Below are 17,587 nucleotides of genomic sequence, written 5' to 3' on the forward strand. Positions count from 1 at the left end.
CTGCTCAGGATCTTCTCATGCACCGCAGACAGGCCGAGGGGCCGGCCACCCGCAGGTGACCGGCCCCTCGGACCGTGATGCGAACCGGATCAGTTACCGGTCAGCTTCTCCCGCAGAGCGGCCAGCGCCTCGTCGGAGGCGAGGGTACCGGTGGCCTCCTGGGCCGGAGCCGAGGAGTAGGAGGAGCTGCTGGAGGACGACGCCGAGCTGGAGGAGCTCGACGAGGACGAACCAGCGACCTCACCCGCGGCGGCCTCGGCGTCAGCCTTGGTCGCGTCGAGCACCTGCTTGCGGTGCGCCTCCCAGCGAGCGTGCGCCTCGGCGTACTGCGCCTCCCAGGTCTCACGCTGCGCGTCGAAGCCCTCGAGCCACTCGTTGGTGGTCGGGTCGAAGCCCTCGGGGTACTTGTAGTTCCCCTCCTCGTCGTACTCCGCCGCCATCCCGTACAGGGCCGGGTCGAAGTCCTCGGAGGTCGGGTCGAAGCCCTCGTTCGCCTGCTTCAGCGACAGCGAGATCCGACGGCGGTCCAGGTCGATGTCGATGACCTTGACGAAGACGTCGTCGCCGACCTGCACGACCTGCTCCGGGACCTCCACGTGGCGGACAGCCAGCTCGGAGATGTGCACCAGACCCTCGATGCCGTCCTCGACGCGCACGAACGCACCGAACGGAACGAGCTTGGTGACCTTGCCCGGGACGACCTGGCCGATGGCGTGGGTCCGGGCGAAGGCCTGCCACGGGTCCTCCTGGGTCGCCTTCAGCGACAGCGAGACCCGCTCGCGGTCGAAGTCGACGTCCAGGACCTCGACCGTGACCTCCTGGCCGACCTCGACGACCTCGGAGGGGTGGTCGATGTGCTTCCAGGACAGCTCGGAGACGTGCACCAGACCGTCGACGCCACCCAGGTCCACGAAGGCACCGAAGTTGACGATGGAGGACACGACACCGGGGCGGACCTGGCCCTTCTGCAGGGTCTGCAGGAAGGTGGAGCGGACCTCGGACTGGGTCTGCTCGAGCCAGGCACGGCGGGACAGGACCACGTTGTTGCGGTTCTTGTCCAGCTCGATGATCTTCGCCTCGATCTCCTTGCCCACGTAGGGCGCGAGGTCGCGGACACGGCGCATCTCCACCAGCGAGGCGGGCAGGAAGCCGCGCAGGCCGATGTCGAGGATGAGGCCGCCCTTGACGACCTCGATGACGGTGCCGGTGACGACGCCGTCCTCCTCCTTGATCTTCTCGATCGTGCCCCAGGCGCGCTCGTACTGGGCGCGCTTCTTGGACAGGATCAGACGACCCTCCTTGTCCTCCTTCTGGAGAACGAGGGCCTCGACCTCGTCGCCGACCTGGACGACCTCACCGGGGTCGACGTCGTGCTTGATCGACAGCTCCCGGGACGGGATGACGCCCTCGGTCTTGTAGCCGATGTCCAGCAGGACCTCATCGCGGTCGACCTTCACGATCGTGCCCTCGACGATGTCGCCATCGTTGAAGTACTTGATGGTGGCGTCGACGGCGGCGAGGAAGTCCTCGGCGGAGCCGATGTCGTTGACCGCGACCTGCGGGGTGCCGGACTTGGCGGGGGTGGAGATGCTCATGTAGGGGTGGGCTCCGATGCGGACAGATACGTTGTGCGGACAGGAAACGGGCCGATCCGCCAGGTGGCGGGGGTCCGGGATCTCACTGGTGCGGCTCGCCACGCAGTTTCACCCGCGCGGGCACGCGACACCGCCGACCAGCCTACCGGCCAGTTTGACAACGGGTCAAAGCGGATGCGATCAGGCCAGCGCCTTCGCCACATCCAGCAAGTCCTGCGGCACGTGCTTGACCTTGCCGGCGATCTCGCTCAGCGGGACCAGCACCACGTTCTCGCCGCGCAGGGCGGTCATCACGTTGGTCTCGCCCCGGCTGATCGCGTCGATGGCCGCCACTCCGAACCGGCTGCCCAGGATCCGGTCGGCCGGCACCGGCGATCCACCACGCTGCACGTGACCGAGCACGGTCACCCGGGTGTCGAATCCGGTGCGCTGCTCGATCTCGTACTTCACCCGCTCGCCGATGGCACCGGCCACGATCTCCCCGAACTTGCCGACCGGGGCCTCGTAGGACATCGAGGTGCCCTCAGCCGGGACCGCGCCCTCGGCAACGACCACGATGGAGAAGTTGGCGTGCGCGCGGTGGCGGTGCTTGAGGAACTTGACGATCTTCTCGATGTCGAAGGGCTCCTCCGGTGCCAGCACCAGCTCCGCGCCACCGGCGATCCCGGCGGTGACCGCGATCCACCCGGCGGAACGGCCCATCACCTCGACGATCATCACCCGGTTGTGCGACTCAGCGGTGGTGTGCACGCGGTCCAGCGCCTCGGTGGCGATCTCCACCGCGGTGTCGAAGCCGATCGAGCGGTCGGTGCCCCACACGTCATTGTCGATGGTCTTGGGGATCGCGACGATCTTGACCCCGGCCTCGGCGACCTTGGAGGCCGCGTGCAGAGTGCCGTCACCACCGATGCAGATCAGCGCCTCGATCCGCTCCGCCTCCAGGGTGGACATCACCGCGTCGATCCCGCCGTCCGCCGAGTGCGGGTGGAACCGGGCAGTGCCCAGCAGGGTGCCGCCGACCGGAAGGACATTGCGGATGTGGCTGCGGGTCAGCGGGACGATGTCGCCATCGACCACACCGCGCCAGCCGTTGCGGAAGCCGATGATGGAGTGGCCGTACTCCCCCTCCCCGCGCTTGACCACGGCGCGGATCGCGGCGTTCAGGCCCGGGACATCGCCGCCACCGGTGAGCAGTCCGACTCGCACGCTGAGGTCTCCTTCATCGATTCGGGGGAAGCCCGCGCAGCAGCGCGCGAGCACGACCAGGCTATCCGGGCTGAGCAGGGCCGCGGTGGGTCGAAGGTCGTGCGGCGCGCCGTCCTCTACCGTCATCCGAGTGAATGCCGAACAGCCCGGGCCGATGGCCGATGCCGGGTACCGCGATGTGCCCGCCTCCGCCGCCACCGGGGCCGGTCGACTGTGGTGGGACGCGAACGCCGACGAGTACCTGGACGAGCACGGGACGTTCCTCGGCGACGACGACTTCTGCTGGTGCCCGGAAGGGCTGCGCGAGGCCGAGGCACAGTTGCTGGGGCCGGTGCGCGGGCGACGGGTGTTGGAGGTCGGCTCGGGGGCGGCGCAGTGCGCGCGGTGGTTGGTCGGGCAAGGCGCGCAGGTGGTGGCGACGGATGTGTCCGGGGCGATGCTGGCAGCGGCGGCGCGGATCGACGCGGCACGGGCCGACGCGGCACGGATCGGCGTGGCGCGCGGTGGTGCTGGCCGTGTCGGTGCCGGTGGTGGTGGTGGCGACGGTGTCACCCCAGCCTCGGCTGCCGTGTCGAGCCCGGTTCCGCTCGTGCAGGCCGATGCCCGCGCCCTGCCCTTCCCGGACGGCAGCTTCGACACCGTGTTCACCGCCTACGGGGCGATCCCCTTCGTGCCGGATGCGGAGCGGGTGCATGCCGAGGCATTCCGGGTGCTGCGGCCCGGTGGGCGGTGGGTGTGCTCGGTGACCCACCCCATCCGGTGGGCGTTCCCGGACGACCCCTCCGAGCGCGGACTGACCGCGGATCGGTCGTACTTCGACCGGAGACCGTATGTGGAGCTCGATGCGGCCGGCAGGGTGCTCTACGCCGAGTACCACCGCACGCTGGGCGACCACATCGGCGAGCTGGTGGGTGCGGGGTTCGTGGTGGACCGCCTGGTCGAGCCGGAGTGGCCCGAGGGGCACGACCGCACCTGGGGTGGCTGGAGCCGGGTGCGCGGTGAACGCCTCCCCGGGACGGCGATCCTGGTCACACATCGGCCCGGCTGACCGGCGGTCAGGAGGCGAGCACTCCGCCGTGCGGGGCGAGATAGAGGAACAGGCCCTGGCCCACCGCACGATCGAGGACCAGTTCGGACACGTGGAATTGCTCCGGGTGTCGGGCCGCGGCAGCGGGTAGGTCCTCGGCGAGGGTGGTCAGCGGGCCGAGGGAGTCCGCGAAGGCCGCTCCGGTCCCGGTGACGATCAGCGTCCGGGCGTGGCGGGTGGCCGACAGCCGATCAGCACGCTCGGACGCCTCCTCGGTGACCTGGAAGGCGTCCTCGGGCAGGTCGATGGTGGTCGGCGTGCCCGGCCCGAGGCGCGAGCGGATCTCTGGCCAGCGGCTCGGTCGGAGTCGACCCCGGGGCACCAGCAGCAGGTCGACGTTCGGCGCGTCCGATCGCCCCTCCGGCAACGGATTGCGCAGGCGTCCGTCCCGTGTGACCTCGGGCGCGATCGGGAAGTACACCAGGGTTTGCCGCGACCGGGCCGCCAACGCCCAGCCGACGGCCAGTCGTCGTGCCGCATCGGCTCCGAAGCCGCCGACCAGGTCAGAGTCGCACGACTGGCGTTCCACGAGCCGCCCCGTCAACGGGATCCGCGCCACCCGGAACTCCTCCCGGCCGCGCCTCACCCGGTGCAGGGTTCCCCGCACCACCGCATCCGCCAGCCGCACCACGCCACACCTCACCTGCTCGGCCCGGCGCGGCTTCCGGGGAATCGACTGCCAACCCTACCGGCGTGTTGGGTGAGCGGTCAGTGGCCGGCCTCGTGCCAGGACGTACCGACGCCGACCGACACATCCAGCGGAACGTCCAGCTGGTAGGCGGCCCCCATCTGCTCGCGGAGCAGCGCCTCGACGGCCTCCTGCTCCCCGGCCGCGACCTCGAGCACGAGCTCGTCATGGACCTGGAGCAGCATCCGGCTGGTCAATCCCTGGGCGGTGAGCTCGCGCTGCACCCCGAGCATGGCCAGCTTGATGATGTCCGCGGCGGAGCCCTGGATCGGGGCGTTCAGGGCCATCCGCTCGGCGGACTCACGCCGAATCCGGTTGTCGCTGGTCAGGTCGGGCAGGTACCGGCGGCGGCCGAGGATGGTAGCGGTGTAGCCGACCCCGCGGGCCTCCTGTGCGACGGTGCCGAGGTAGTCGCGGACACCGCCGAACCGGTGGAAGTAGTCCTCCATCAGCGCGGCTGCCTCACCGACGGCGATGTTGAGTTGCTGGGACAGTCCGAAGGACGACAGCCCGTAGGCCAGCCCGTAGCTCATCGCCTTGATCTTGGAGCGCTGGGCGCTGGAGACCTGGTCGGTGGGCACGTTGAACACCCGGGAGCCGACGTAGTTGTGCAAGTCTTCCCCGCCGCGGAAGGCCTCGATCAGACCCTCGTCACCGGACAGATGCGCCATGATCCGCATCTCGATCTGGGAGTAGTCGGCGGTCATCAGGGTCTCGTAGCCCTCGCCGACCACGAACGCCCGGCGGATCTGCCGACCGGCGTCGGTGCGGATCGGGATGTTCTGCAGGTTCGGATCGGTGGAGGACAACCGGCCGGTGGCGGCGATGGTCTGCTGGAAGGTGGTGTGGATCCGCCCGTCCGGTGCCACCGAGCGCAGCAGACCCTCGACGGTCTGGCGGAGTTTGATCGCGTCCCGGTGCGCGAGCAGCGCGGCCAGGAACGGGTGCTGGGTCTTGGTGAACAGGTCGGCCAGGGCGGCGGCGTCGGTGGTGTACCCGGTCTTGGTCTTCTTGGTCTTGGGCATGTTCAGCTGGTCGAAGAGCACCTCCTGCAGCTGCTTGGGCGAACCCAGGTTCACCTCGCGGCCGATGGCGTCGTAGGCCTCGGCGGCGGCGCGCTGCACCACGGCGTCGTACTGCTGCTCCAGCTCACTCAGGTAGTCGGTGTCGACGGCGATGCCGACGTGCTCCATCCCGGCGAGCACCTTCTCCAACGGGAGCTCCACGTCGGCCAGCAGGTGCTCGGCACCCCGGTCGGCCAGTTGGTCGGCCAACACGTCGGCGAGGTCGAGCACTGCGGCGGCCCGGATCGCACCGCGTTCGTGCTCCTCGTTGCCGTCCAGGCCGAGGTCGAGCGCACCCTGTGCCTCGGTGGACTCCGTGGGGGTCAGCTCGCGGTGCAGGTAGCTCATCGCCAGGTCGGCCAGGTCGTAGCCGCGCCGCTCCGGCTGGCAGAGGTAGGCACCCAGCTCGGTGTCGAAGACCACACCGGACAGCGTGAGTCCCCGACCGGTCAGTGCGTGCCAGGCCTCCTTGGCGGCGTGCACCACTTTGGGCTGCTCCGGGTCGGCCAACCAGGTGCTCAGCGCGGACTCGTCGGCAGGGTCGATCCGCAACAGGTCGTAGGCCACCGCCTGGCCCCCGGCGGACAGGGCGATCCCCCAGGCGTCCCCACCGGAGGGCGTGGCCGAGCCCTGGACATCGACGCCGGTGCGCTGACCTGCGTGGGCGCTCAGCCACTCGGCTAGGCCCCCGTCAGCCGGGGTGACCAGCTCCGGACCGTCCACGCTCAGCGGCTCGTCCACCGGCCCGCTGGGTCCACCGTCGTCGCCGGGGGCCACCGCCAGCAGCCGCTCGCGGAGCTGCCCGCGGAACTCCAACTCCTCCAGTAGCTCCAGCACCGCGGGGCGGTCCCAGGGACGCCGGACCAGGTCCTCGGGGTCCAGCGGCAGCTCCAGGTCGTCGACCAAGCGGTTCAGCTCCCGGTTGAGCACCACCTGATCGAGGTGCGCGCGCAGCGACTCCCCCGCCTTGCCCTTGATCTCCCCGGCGTGTGCGACCACCCCGTCCAGACCGTCATAGGCGGTGACCCACTTGGCGGCGGTCTTGGGGCCGACGCCGGGCACGCCGGGCAGGTTGTCCGAGGACTCACCGACCAGCGCCGCGATATCCGGGTAGCGGTGCGGGGGCACGCCGTACTTGGCCTCCACCGCCTCCGGGGTCATCCGGGCCAGCTCGGAGACGCCGCGCACCGGGTAAAGCACGGTGACGTCCTCGTTCACCACCTGCAACGCGTCGCGGTCACCGGTGCAGACCAGCACCTCCATCCCGGCGTGCGCGCCCTGCCGGGACAGGGTGGCCAGGATGTCATCAGCCTCGTAGTCCGGCTTGGTCAGCACCGGGATGTTCATCGTGCCGAGCAGCTGCCGGATCACGTCGACCTGGCCGCGGAACGGCTCCGGCGAGGCGTCGCGGGTGGCCTTGTACTCGGGGTAGCGCTCGGTGCGGAAGGTGACGCGGCCCAGGTCGAAGGCCACCGCCACATGGGTGGGCTCCTCATCGCGCAGCAGGTTGGCCAGCATGGACGCGAAGCCGAAGACCGCATTGGTCGGCTGCCCGGTCACGGTGGCGAAGTTCTCCACCGGGAGGGCGAAGTAGGCGCGGTAGGCCATCGAGTGGCCGTCCACCAGGAGCAGTCGCGGTCGCGTCGCAGCAGTCACGGGTGACAACCTATCCGCCATGACCGACAGCATCTTCCCCGACGGCACGCTCATGACCCGGATGGGGATGACCTTGGACCGAGTGGACGCCGACAGCGCGGTCGGCAGGATGCCGGTCTCCGGTAACACCCAGCCCTTCGGTCTGCTGCACGGCGGGGCGAGTGCGGCACTGGCGGAGACGCTCGGGTCCTATGCCGCGAATGTGCACGCCGCCGAGTTCGGTCGTCAGGCGGTGGGGATCGAGTTGAACGTCACCCATCACCGGTCGGCCGTCGACGGCGAGGTCATCGGCACCGCCACCGCCCTGCACCGTGGCCGGACGTTGGCGTCCTATGAGGTGGTGGTCGAGGACCCGCGGGGCCGACGGGTGTGCACCGCCCGGCTGACCTGCATGCTGATCGAGGCCAAGCCGGAGAGCTGACCCTCCGAGCGGGTGGCCCGGGCGGCACGACGCCGGGCGACCAGGTCATCGATCCCCCGTGAGCGCTGAGGACCGGACTCGGTGCTCAGCCGGCGTTGCAGGGTCTCCACGCTGACCACCCGGTGTGCGGCCGCCGGTGCGAAGCCCAGCCGGGACAGGAAGCGCAGCACGCCGCGGGCACCGGGCAGTGGCACCGCGAAGATCTCCACCGCGCCGACCTGCTCGGCCTGCTCGGCGACCCCCGCAAGCAGCGCGTGCCCGATCCCCCGCCGCCGGGCGGACTCCCCGACGTACACCGCCTCGATGCCCACCGAGACCTCGTCGGTGAACAGACTCGGGCCGACCACCCGCGCCAGGATCAGTCCGTGCACCCGACCGTCGAGTTCACCGACCAGGGCCAATGCGCCGGGCTCGGCGGTCATCGCACCAACCTGGTGCCGCAGGCGTTCGGGGTCGTCCGTGCACAGCTGGGAACCCAGCATGGACTCCTTGCGGGCGGCCAGACACAGGTCGACCACCTGATCCGCATCCTCCGGACGGATGGAGCGGACAACGGCTGATGAGCGCACGGCTGCAGCGACCTCCTCGAAGCGTTCCTCTGCGTAGTGCCCCGGCATCATGGCAAGGATCGACCGCTCCTGCCTAGTCAGGCAAGAAACTCATCGTCCACAACACGACGGAAACGCCGTCGACACACTCCGTCCCTAGCGTCTGCCGGGTTCCCAGACCCGACCGGACGGAGGACCAGGTGCGCACAGCCGCCACCGTGCCCCGCATCGTCTCAGCACTGTCGTTGCTCGTCCTCGCCGTCGTCGTCCTGCTGCTGTCCGGTCCCCGGGCGCAGGCCAGCGCCACCGGAGTCTGTGTGCCGGATGCGGCCACCGGCTGTGTGAACGGGACGATCTCCACCGCCGATCGGGCACCGGCCGCGGGGGTGGCGCTGGAAGTGACCGGGCCGGGTGGGACGGTGTCGACCAGCACCGACGCACAGGGTCGTTGGTCCGCCGCGGTCACCAAGGCCGGTCAGTACACGGTGACCCTGGACGTCGACACCCTCCCGTCGGGTGAGCAGCTGCGCGATCCGGAGGCCAACCCCCGGACGGTCACCGTGGCGCTGAGCTCCTCGACGGGGGCACTGTTCCCGCTGGGCCCGCCAACAGCCAGTGCCCCGGAGCCGAGTGCCGCACCCGAGGATCAGGCGACCGCCGAGGTCGGTGCGCCGGTGGGGTCCAGCACCAGTGGGTCCTTCACGTGGTCGCGAGTGGCGCAGCAGTCGGTGAACGGGGTCGTCTTCGGGCTGCTGCTCGCGCTCGCCTCGGTGGGGCTGTCGCTGATCTACGGCACCACCGGGCTGAGCAACTTCGCACACGGTGAGCAGGTCACCCTCGGTGCGATCGCCGCCTACGTCGGATGTCAGCTGTTGCACCTGCCGCTGGTGGTCTCGGGGGTGATCGCGGTGCTGATCGGGGCTGCCTCCGGCTGGGTGCAGGACACCGGGCTCTGGCACCAGCTGCGGCGGCGACGGGTCGGCACCACGCAGCAGATGATCGTCACCATCGGCCTGTCGATGGCGTTGCAGTACACCTACCAGTTCTTCTTGGGCGGGGGGCAGCTGCGGATCGTCACCACCAACCCGACGATGCTGACGCTCGGTCCGGTGCGGATGACGGTGACCTCGCTGGTGTCACTGCTGCTGGCGGTGGCGGTGCTCGGCGCGGTGGCGTACTTCCTGCTGGGCACCCGGATCGGTCGGGCCACCCGGGCGGTCTCGGACAACCCGGCGTTGGCATCGGCCTCGGGGATCACGGTGGAGCGGATCATCCGGTTGGTCTGGGTGCTCGGCGCGGCGTTGGCGGCGCTGGGCGGCGTGCTGATGGGGCTGTATCTGAACGCCACCAACTGGAACATGGGCGGGGCGCTGCTGCTGCTGATGTTCGCGGCGGTCACCCTGGGCGGACTGGGTCAGGCCTTCGGTGCGCTCGCGGGGTCCATCGTGATCGGCCTGGTGGTCGAGATGTCGAATCTGATCATCCCGAGCGATATGCGCTACGCCGGCGCGCTGCTCATTCTCATCCTCGTCCTGCTGCTGCGGCCGCAGGGCATTCTCGGTCGCGCCGAGCGGATCGGTTAGGGGCTTCGCGATGGACTGGACACGCATCCTGGTGAACACCGCCGGGGAGATCTTCGCCCCGACCACCGCGGCCTACGCGCTGGCCGCGATCGGACTGAATGTGCACTTCGGGCTGACCGGACTGCTGAACATGGGCCAGGCCGGATTCATGCTGGTCGGTGCCTATGGGTTCGCGATCTCGACCATCGCGGGCTGGCCACTGTGGGCGGCGGTGCTGATCGCGCTGGTCGCGGCCGCGCTCTTCGGCCTGCTGTTGGGCATTCCGACGTTGAAGCTGCGCGGCGACTACCTGGCCATCGTCACCATCGCGGCGGCGGAGATTGTGCGACTGGTCGGGCGGTCGACGGCATTGACCGAGCTGACCGGGGCCTCCTCCGGACTGCGCGGCAACAGTTACAAGCACACCTTCCAGGAGGCGTCGCCGTTCCCGGACGGGAATCTGGCGCTCGGCCCCTTCGAGTACGCGGTGAATGCGTCCAACTCGTGGTGGGTGCGCCTGGTCGGATGGGCGTTGGTGGGTCTGGTGTGCCTGCTGGTGTGGCGGCTGATGCGCTCACCCTGGGGCCGGGTGCTCAAGGGCATTCGGGAGGATGAGGACGCGGTTCGGTCCCTGGGCAAGAGCGTCTACTCCTACAAGATGCAGGCCCTGGTACTCGGCGGCGTGATCGGGGCGCTGGGCGGGATCATCTACGTCCTGCCCCGCGCCGTGCAGCCCGATTCGATGGGTCGGCCAATGACCTTCTTCGTGTGGACGATCCTGCTGCTCGGCGGGGCGGCCACCGTGTTCGGGCCGGTGCTGGGCTCCATCGTGTTCTGGGTGTCGCTGATGGCGATCAAGTCGGTGATGCGAGTCGGTGTCCCGGAGTCGGTGATGCGCACCGAACAGATCGAGCAGTTCGGCTGGGTGATCGTCGGCGTGACGCTGATGCTGCTGGTGATCTTCCGACCGCAAGGGATCCTCGGCGACAAGAAGGAGTTGGCGATCGATGTCCGCTGATCTGGTGACCGCCGACCTGAGGTTCGTGGCGCAGACCCCCGGAGTACCCAAACCGGATGCCATCGTGGTGGCCGACGCGGTGACCCGGCACTTCGGCGGCATGACCGCCGTCGATGTCGAGCACCTGGAGGTGCAGCGCGGCGCGATCACGGCACTCATCGGCCCGAATGGCGCGGGTAAGACCACGCTGTTCAACCTGCTGACCGGATTCGACCGGCCGTCCACCGGCACCTGGTCATTCGACGGGCGACCGCTGTCCGGGATGTCGGCGGCCCGGGTGGCGCGCTCCGGCATGGTGCGGACCTTCCAACTGACCAAGGCGCTCAGCCGGATGACCGTGATCGAGAACATGCGCCTCGGTGCCCGGCAGCAGCCCGGGGAGAACCTGCTCACCGCGCTGGTCCCGCCGCTGTGGACGGCCCGGGAGCGGGAGATCACTGCACAGGCCGAGGAGCTGCTGGCCCGGTTCACGCTGGACACCAAACGCGACGACTACGCCGGGTCGCTGTCCGGCGGGCAACGCAAGCTGTTGGAGATGGCCCGCGCCCTGATGAGCCGTCCGACCATGGTGATGCTGGACGAACCAATGGCCGGGGTGAATCCGGCGCTGACCCAGTCCCTGCTCGGGCACATCCAAGCGTTGCGGGACGAGGGCACCACGGTGCTGTTCGTCGAGCACGACATGCACATGGTCCGGCACATCTCGGACTGGGTGGTGGTGATGGCCGAGGGCCGGATCGTCGCGGAGGGCCGACCGGAGCACGTGATGGCGGACCAGGCCGTGATCGACGCCTACTTGGGCGCGCACCATGACACCGACCTCGGCGACGACGCCCTGCTGGAGGACTGATGACCACCGCACTGCTGCACCGTGGCGCGCCGGAGGGTGAGCCGCTGTTGGCCGCCACCGATCTGGTCGCCGGTTACCTGCCCGGGGTGAACATCCTCAACGACTGCAACCTGGTGGTGCACCCCGGCGAGCTGGTCGGGATCATCGGGCCGAACGGGGCGGGCAAGTCGACCCTGCTCAAGGCGCTGTTCGGGCTGGTGACGATCCGTTCCGGCAGCGTGGTGCTGTCCGGGCAGGACATCACGAACCAGCGGGCCGACGCGCTGGTCCGCCGCGGGGTGGGGTTCGTGCCGCAGACCAACAACGTCTTTCCGTCCCTGACTATCCAGGAGAACCTGGAGATGGGGCTGTTCCAGGCACCCCAGCGGTTTGCTGACCGGTTCGAGTTCATCGTGGACCTGTTCCCGGTGCTCGGGGAACGACGACGGCAACGCGCCGGGTCACTGTCCGGCGGGGAACGGCAGATGGTGGCGATGGCCCGGGCCCTGATGATGGACCCGCAGGTGTTGTTGCTGGACGAACCGAGCGCCGGACTGTCCCCGGTGCGGCAGGACGAGACCTTCCTGCGCACCCGGAAGATCAATCGGGCCGGGGTGTCCGTGGTGATCGTGGAGCAGAACGCACGCCGCTGCCTGCAAATCTGTGACCGCGCCTATGTGCTCGACCAGGGGTCGAATGCCTACTCCGGTCCGGGCCGGGAGCTGATGCACGACCCCCAGGTGATCGAGCTGTACCTGGGCACACTGGCCACCGAGGTGGAGGCCGCCGCGGCGGAGCGCGCCGAGCAGGACGACTGACCTAGTGCGCGAGCTCCGGGGTGCTCCCGGGCTCGTGCACATGGTCGTGCTCCGGGTCGGGGAACTCCCCCAGCCCGAGCCGTTCCCGCACCTGCGGACGGCGCAGCGGCGGGACGGTGGCGGGCGGGCGACGCCGGTCGGGCAACTCGTCCAACAGTGCGGCGACGATGGCGGCGATCTGCTCGACGGCGCGTTCGACGGGCTCGGCGGTGGCGGCGCTCACCGACTGCACACCGCTGACCTTCCGGACGAACTGACGGGCCGCGGCCACGATCTCCTCGTCGGTCGCGGCGGGCTCCAGGCCCCGCAGCGTGGTGATGTTCCGGCACATGCCGCTCACGGTAGGCCGGTGCGCCTGGACCGGCGAGCGGTCAGCGCCTGACCCGCTGATGCACCGCCCAGGAGCCGACCATGACACGAACTCACGTCGCGACGCTGCGCCGGGGCCCCGACCTCTGCCAGGCCCCGGCGCAGCAGGCGAGGTCAGTCGACGGCGCCCTCGACCGCCTTCACCCACACGTTCTTGTTGTCGGCCCCGTACTGGTAGACGCCGATGAACGCGCTGGACGGGTCGTTGTCCTCGTTGAACGGGCCGATACCGGCCTGCCCGACGTAGCGGATGTCGTCACCGGCGTCCAGCAGCTCCACGCAGTCGGCGTAGGTGCTGCACTCCTCGCCGCCGTCCGCGCCGGAGACCGCCGCCAGGTTGGCCTGGATGGTCGGACCGTCGGTGCCGCCACCCTTCACCGCTGCCAGCGCCGCCAAGATCGTCGCGTCGTAGGACTCCGGGCCGTAGGCGTAGTCGGTCAGATTCGGGTCGACCTCCTGCAATCGAGCCTGGAACTCATCGCTGGGGAACGCCCCCGGGATGGTGCCCTGGGCGCCCTCCAACGTGCCGGGGTCGAAGTCCGCGGAGTAGTCGGCGGTGTTGCCGTCCACCATGTACACCGTGGACAGATCCGCTCCGGCGGCGACCAGCTCGGGGATGATCTGCTTGGTCTGCTCAAAGGCCAAGATGACGATGGCATCCGGGTTGGTGGCCATCAGCGCGGTGACATCGGTGGCGAAGGACGACGCGGCCGGGTCGAACTCCTCCCCCGGGTTGCCGTAGACCACGGTGGCCCCGGCGTCCTCGACGGTGGACTTCACCACGTCACGCAGCGAGGTCCCGTAGTCGTCGTTGAACACCAGGATGCCGACATTCGCCTTGCCGTCCCCGGTGATCAGGTTGCCGAGAGCGGCACCCTGCACGGTGTCCGGCGGTGCGGTGCGGAAGTAGTAGTCCGAGTACCCCGACAGCGAGGTCGCGGTGTTCGCCGGGGAGATCTGCACCACCTCGGCACCGGTGATGTCATCAACCACGTTCAACGTCACCGAGGACGAGGCCGCCCCGATGATGACCTGCACGTCCTGGGAGAGCAGGTCGGTGACCGACTGGGTGGCGACCTCGGCGTGATCGGCATCCGAGGAGTCGGCGTGCACCACCTCGACATCGGAGCCGAGCACCCCGCCCGCCTCATTGATCTCCTGCACGGCCAGGTTCACACCGGCGACCTCCGGCGGACCGAGGTAAGCCAGGGTGCCGGTCTGTGGGAGCAGCGTGCCGACGATCAGCGGACTGCCGTCACCGGAGCCGCTGCCGGAACTGGAACCGCCCGCACCCGCGTCGTCGGAACTGCTGCACGCGGTGAGCACGAGCGCCACGGCGCCGGCGAGCCCGGCCGCCTGGAGGGCATGTGTCGTACGGATCATGCGTGGAACCCCTCTGGTGGAGTGACTGTGGCGGCGACGCTAGGGGCGCTCTGTGTCACCCGTGTGTCGGCGGTGTCTCAACCAGAGTTGTTGTGGATTCGTGATCAACGCACAGAGCCCGACCCGTCAGCGCGACGGGCCGGGCTCTGCGATGAGCACCAGGGTTCAGCCAGCGGTCAGGAGGCTCCGCCGACCTGATCGATCACGGCGTCGGCGACCTCACGCATGGTCAGGCGACGGTCCATCGAGGTCTTCTGGATCCACCGGAAGGACTCCGGCTCGGACAGGCCCATCTTGGTCATCAGCAGGCCCTTGGCCCGGTCCACCCGCTTGCGGGTCTCGAACCGCTCGGCCAGGTCGGCGACCTCGGACTCCAGTGCGCTGATCTGCGCGTAGCGGGAGATGGCGATCTCCACCGCGGGCAGCAGGTCGGCGGGGCTGAACGGCTTGACCACATACGCCATCGCACCGGCGTCACGGGCGCGCTCGACCAGCTCGGTCTGGGAGAACGCGGTCAACAGCACCACCGGGGCCAGGTGGGCCTTGGCGATCCGCTCGGCGGCGGAGATGCCGTCCAGCACCGGCATCTTGACGTCCATCACGACGACGTCCGGCGTGAGTTCGGTGGCCAGCGCCACGGCCTGCTCACCGTCACCGGCCTCCCCGACCACGTCGAATCCGGCCTCGCGGAGCGTCTCGACGACGTCCATCCGGATCAGGGCCTCGTCCTCGGCGACGACGGCGCGGCGCGCGGGGCGGGCCTCCGGCTCGGTGGGCTGCTGCTCGGTCTTGAGGGGAATATCGAGGTCGAGCGGGGCGGCGTTCGCCTGCTCCGCGGCCTCGTTCGGGGTTGCGTCCTGGGTGCTCACGCAGAAGATTCTAGGTCCTCAGGTCCCGACCGTGGCGGATTCGGCGGTTGTGAACCCGAGCACCTGCCCTCATCGCCGCGTGAGGGAGGCCACCCAGCGGGCGATCCGGCGTGCCCGGGTCTCGGGCGTCGCGGCGGTGATCACCTGGTGCAGCACCGAGTACCGCGCGGACTTGCTCAGCGCCGTGAAGGCCTCGGCCGCACCCGGCGCGGCGGCCAGGGCGTCCACCAGATCCGGTGGCACCTCAATGGTGGCCTGCCCGGCGTAGGCCCGCTCCCAGCGCCCGTCCGCCTGCGCGGCAGCCACCTCGGCCAGTCCGCGCGGGCGCATCCGGCCCTGCTCGGTCAGCCGGGCGATGTACTGCACATTGCGCGCGGACCACAGACTCCGGGGCCGACGCGGGGTGTAGCGCTGCAGGAACGTGGTCGCGTCGCGTCCCTTGCGCTGCCCGTCGATCCACCCGGAGCACAGCGCCTCGTCCAACGCCTCGGTGACCAGCAACCGAGTGGGGTCGGTGGTGCCCTTCTTGGCCAGGACCAGCCACACACCGTCGGAGTCGGACTCGTGGGCGTCCAGCCAGGCGCGCCAGGCGGCGGCGTCGGGGAGGATCAGCGGCGGGTCGGTGGCAGCCATTCCCTGATGATCCTGGACCGGACCAGGTCCTGCGCGCTGATGTCGATCACTGTGCCCCGAGTGGGATTCGAACCCACACTGGATCGGGTTTGAGCCGAACGCCTCTGCCAGTTGGGCTATCGGGGCCGTGTGCGCACCCATCCTAGCGGGCGCGTACGGTGCCTGGGTGACATCGGTCGACCTGAGCACGCTGGTGGCGCGGCTGCGCGCCGCAGGATGCGTGTTCGCCGAGGACGAGGCGCGCGTGTTGGTGCAGTCCGCGCCGGATGCCGGGACGTTGGCAGCGATGACCGCACGCCGGGTGGATGGGGAGCCACTGGAGCAGGTGGTGGGCTGGGCACAGTTCGCCGGACATCGGGTACCAGTGGCACCGGGGGTGTTCGTGCCGCGGCGGCGCAGCGAGCTGGTGGTGCGTGCGGCGGTGACGGCTGGTGGCGCGGTGTCGACCGGCCCGGTGCTGGTGGACCTGTGCTGCGGGTCGGGGGCGATCGGTGTGGCCGTGGCCCGTGCGTTGCCCGGCAGCCGGTTGTGGTCCTGCGATCTGGACCCGGCGGCGGTGGACTGCGCGCGACGATCCATCGCTGAGGCCGGGGTGGACGGACGGGTGCTGCTCGGCGATCTGGGCCAGGCGCTGCCGAGCACGCTGGCCGGTCGGGTGGACGTGCTGACCGTGAACGCGCCCTACGTGCCCACTGAGGAGATCGCCCTGATGCCGGCCGAGGCGCGTGACCATGAGCCCGCACTCGCCCTGGACGGCGGCGCGGACGGCCTGGTCCTGCACCGCCGGGTTGCTGCGGTGGCCCCGCGCTGGCTGCGTCCGGGCGGCACGCTGGTGATCGAGACGTCGCAGCGGCAGGCCGAGCGCACCGCGGCCGCGTGCACGGCGGCGGGCCTGCTGCCCCGCGTGGTGCGCGATCCCGAGCTGGACGCCACCGCCGTGGTGGCGGTGCGGCCCCGGGCAGCATGATGGTCCCCGGGACGACTGGGGATGACGTCGAGGCAACGGAGGACGGCATGACACGCGCACTGATCGTGGTGGATGTGCAGAACGACTTCTGCGAGGGCGGGGCGCTGGCCGTGCAGGGCGGCGCGGCGGTGGCCGGGGCGATCAGCTCCTATCTGGACCGTCGGGCCGCGGACTACGCACTGGTGGCCGCCACCGCCGACTGGCACGAGCCGCTGCCGGACAGCAATGACGGGCACTTCGCGGTCGATGCCCCACCGGACTATGTCGCCACCTGGCCGGAGCACTGCGTGCGGGACACCACCGGGGCGGCCTTCCACCCCGATCTGCGCCTGCCCGCGAGCGCCGTGCTGGTCCACAAGGGTCAGGGCCGGCAGGACTACTCGGGGTTCGCCGGACAGCTGGTGGACCGGCCCGGTGATCTGGCCGGCGCGTTGCGCGCGGCGGGGGTCTCGGCGGTGGATGTGGTCGGGCTGGCCACGGACCACTGCGTGACGGCGACGGCGTTGGACGCCGCCCAGGCCGGTTTTGCGGTGCGGGTACTGACCGATCTCACGGCAGGTGTCTCCACACCGACCACCATCGCTGCTCTCACCCGTTTGAGCCGGGCTCACATTGAGCTGACGACCGCTTTCTAGCCCTGATCGGCGGGCAGTGTGCCGGTGGCTCGGAAGGTGTCCGCGATCTGTTGGGCCTGGGCGGAGACCAGTCGCCGGTAGACGTCGTGCGCCTCGTCGATCGCCTCGGCGTGGTCGCCGCGGGTGCGTGCCTGCTGCCAGTCACGCTTGGCCGCGGCGATGTCGGCATTGGTGATCACGACCCGGTCGTCCTCCTGCATGGCGGTCAGCATGCGTCCGTTTTGCCCGATATGCGAGGG

18 protein-coding genes and 1 tRNA gene are annotated in these 17,587 nt (G+C 69.9%); 8 read left to right on the top strand and 11 right to left on the bottom strand.

What is annotated here, in order from left to right:
• Positions 1 to 89 precede the first annotated feature (89 nt).
• A complete protein-coding gene (gene rpsA, locus AB0N78_RS02080) occupies positions 90 to 1,595 on the bottom strand; it encodes a 30S ribosomal protein S1 (protein WP_363385190.1) in 1,506 nt (501 codons plus the stop codon).
• Between the two features lie 180 nt (positions 1,596 to 1,775).
• Positions 1,776 to 2,801, bottom strand: coding sequence for an ATP-dependent 6-phosphofructokinase (locus AB0N78_RS02085; RefSeq protein WP_363385193.1), 1,026 nt, complete (start codon positions 2,799 to 2,801; stop codon positions 1,776 to 1,778).
• 154 nt (positions 2,802 to 2,955) lie between these two features.
• Here AB0N78_RS02085 and AB0N78_RS02090 point away from each other — a divergent pair, with 154 nt between their 5' ends.
• Positions 2,956 to 3,849, top strand: a complete 894-nt coding sequence (locus tag AB0N78_RS02090) for a class I SAM-dependent methyltransferase (protein ID WP_363386215.1) — start codon at positions 2,956 to 2,958, stop codon at positions 3,847 to 3,849.
• Positions 3,850 to 3,856: 7 nt separating this feature from the next.
• On the opposite strand, the gene AB0N78_RS02095 is transcribed toward AB0N78_RS02090, so the two are convergent.
• Together AB0N78_RS02095 and polA are read right to left on the bottom strand one after the other, a co-directional pair.
• On the bottom strand, positions 3,857 to 4,474 hold the full coding sequence (locus tag AB0N78_RS02095; RefSeq protein ID WP_363385196.1) for a hypothetical protein: 618 nt from the start codon (positions 4,472 to 4,474) through the stop codon (positions 3,857 to 3,859).
• A gap of 122 nt (positions 4,475 to 4,596) precedes the next feature.
• Positions 4,597 to 7,317: a DNA polymerase I gene (gene polA, locus AB0N78_RS02100; RefSeq protein ID WP_363385199.1), complete on the bottom strand. Its 2,721-nt coding sequence runs from the start codon at positions 7,315 to 7,317 to the stop codon at positions 4,597 to 4,599.
• Between polA and AB0N78_RS02105 the strand changes: the two genes are divergently transcribed.
• Positions 7,316 to 7,717 (top strand): hotdog fold thioesterase, encoded by a 402-nt coding sequence (locus AB0N78_RS02105; RefSeq protein WP_363385202.1) that lies wholly within the window; start codon positions 7,316 to 7,318, stop codon positions 7,715 to 7,717. The genes polA and AB0N78_RS02105 overlap by 2 nt on opposite strands.
• Here AB0N78_RS02105 and AB0N78_RS02110 read toward each other — a convergent pair.
• Entirely contained in the window at positions 7,627 to 8,334 is a 708-nt protein-coding gene (locus tag AB0N78_RS02110; protein ID WP_363385204.1) for a GNAT family N-acetyltransferase, read from the bottom strand. The two genes, AB0N78_RS02105 and AB0N78_RS02110, sit on opposite strands and share 91 nt — an antisense overlap.
• Before the next feature lie 131 nt (positions 8,335 to 8,465).
• Here AB0N78_RS02110 and AB0N78_RS02115 point away from each other — a divergent pair, with 131 nt between their 5' ends.
• The 4 genes from AB0N78_RS02115 to AB0N78_RS02130 are packed head-to-tail and all read left to right on the top strand — an operon-like array spanning position 8,466 to position 12,492.
• Positions 8,466 to 9,848, top strand: a complete 1,383-nt coding sequence (locus AB0N78_RS02115; RefSeq protein ID WP_363385207.1) for a branched-chain amino acid ABC transporter permease — start codon at positions 8,466 to 8,468, stop codon at positions 9,846 to 9,848.
• Positions 9,849 to 9,858: 10 nt separating this feature from the next.
• Complete coding sequence (locus AB0N78_RS02120; RefSeq protein ID WP_363385209.1) at positions 9,859 to 10,845, top strand: branched-chain amino acid ABC transporter permease; 987 nt, start codon at positions 9,859 to 9,861, stop codon at positions 10,843 to 10,845.
• Complete coding sequence (locus AB0N78_RS02125; protein WP_363385212.1) at positions 10,835 to 11,695, top strand: ABC transporter ATP-binding protein; 861 nt, start codon at positions 10,835 to 10,837, stop codon at positions 11,693 to 11,695. Before AB0N78_RS02120 ends, AB0N78_RS02125 begins: the two co-directional genes overlap by 11 nt.
• A complete protein-coding gene (locus AB0N78_RS02130; protein ID WP_363385215.1) occupies positions 11,695 to 12,492 on the top strand; it encodes an ABC transporter ATP-binding protein in 798 nt (265 codons plus the stop codon). The genes AB0N78_RS02125 and AB0N78_RS02130 overlap by 1 nt, the downstream gene beginning before the upstream one ends.
• Before the next feature lies 1 nt (position 12,493).
• Here AB0N78_RS02130 and AB0N78_RS02135 read toward each other — a convergent pair whose 3' ends face one another.
• The 5 genes from AB0N78_RS02135 to AB0N78_RS02155 all read right to left on the bottom strand — a co-directional run bounded on the left by AB0N78_RS02135 (position 12,494) and on the right by AB0N78_RS02155 (position 15,872).
• Complete coding sequence (locus tag AB0N78_RS02135) at positions 12,494 to 12,823, bottom strand: DUF2277 domain-containing protein (protein ID WP_363385218.1); 330 nt, start codon at positions 12,821 to 12,823, stop codon at positions 12,494 to 12,496.
• A 152-nt stretch (positions 12,824 to 12,975) separates the two neighbouring features.
• Positions 12,976 to 14,244 carry an ABC transporter substrate-binding protein gene (locus AB0N78_RS02140; protein WP_363385221.1) on the bottom strand — a complete coding sequence of 423 codons (1,269 nt, stop codon included), beginning with the start codon at positions 14,242 to 14,244 and terminating at the stop codon, positions 12,976 to 12,978.
• 176 nt (positions 14,245 to 14,420) lie between these two features.
• Positions 14,421 to 15,044 carry a response regulator gene (locus AB0N78_RS02145; RefSeq protein WP_363386217.1) on the bottom strand — a complete coding sequence of 208 codons (624 nt, stop codon included), beginning with the start codon at positions 15,042 to 15,044 and terminating at the stop codon, positions 14,421 to 14,423.
• Between the two features lie 138 nt (positions 15,045 to 15,182).
• Positions 15,183 to 15,746, bottom strand: a complete 564-nt coding sequence (locus AB0N78_RS02150) for a YdeI/OmpD-associated family protein (protein ID WP_363385223.1) — start codon at positions 15,744 to 15,746, stop codon at positions 15,183 to 15,185.
• 52 nt (positions 15,747 to 15,798) lie between these two features.
• Positions 15,799 to 15,872, bottom strand: a tRNA-Leu gene (locus AB0N78_RS02155).
• A gap of 40 nt (positions 15,873 to 15,912) precedes the next feature.
• Here AB0N78_RS02155 and AB0N78_RS02160 point away from each other — a divergent pair.
• Both AB0N78_RS02160 and AB0N78_RS02165 read left to right on the top strand, forming a co-directional pair.
• Positions 15,913 to 16,713, top strand: a complete 801-nt coding sequence (locus tag AB0N78_RS02160; protein WP_363385226.1) for a putative protein N(5)-glutamine methyltransferase — start codon at positions 15,913 to 15,915, stop codon at positions 16,711 to 16,713.
• Between the two features lie 47 nt (positions 16,714 to 16,760).
• Positions 16,761 to 17,348 carry an isochorismatase family protein gene (locus AB0N78_RS02165; protein ID WP_363385229.1) on the top strand — a complete coding sequence of 196 codons (588 nt, stop codon included), beginning with the start codon at positions 16,761 to 16,763 and terminating at the stop codon, positions 17,346 to 17,348.
• On the opposite strand, the gene AB0N78_RS02170 is transcribed toward AB0N78_RS02165, so the two are convergent.
• The gene (locus tag AB0N78_RS02170) at positions 17,345 to 17,560 is read right to left on the bottom strand and encodes a hypothetical protein (protein ID WP_363385232.1); all 216 of its coding nucleotides are present in this window, start codon (positions 17,558 to 17,560) and stop codon (positions 17,345 to 17,347) included. The two genes, AB0N78_RS02165 and AB0N78_RS02170, sit on opposite strands and share 4 nt — an antisense overlap.
• Between the last annotated feature and the right edge of the window lie 27 nt (positions 17,561 to 17,587).

The sequence above is a fragment of the Cellulomonas sp. NPDC089187 genome (assembly GCF_040685135.1).
In the GTDB taxonomy this organism is placed as follows: domain Bacteria; phylum Actinomycetota; class Actinomycetes; order Actinomycetales; family Cellulomonadaceae; genus Cellulomonas.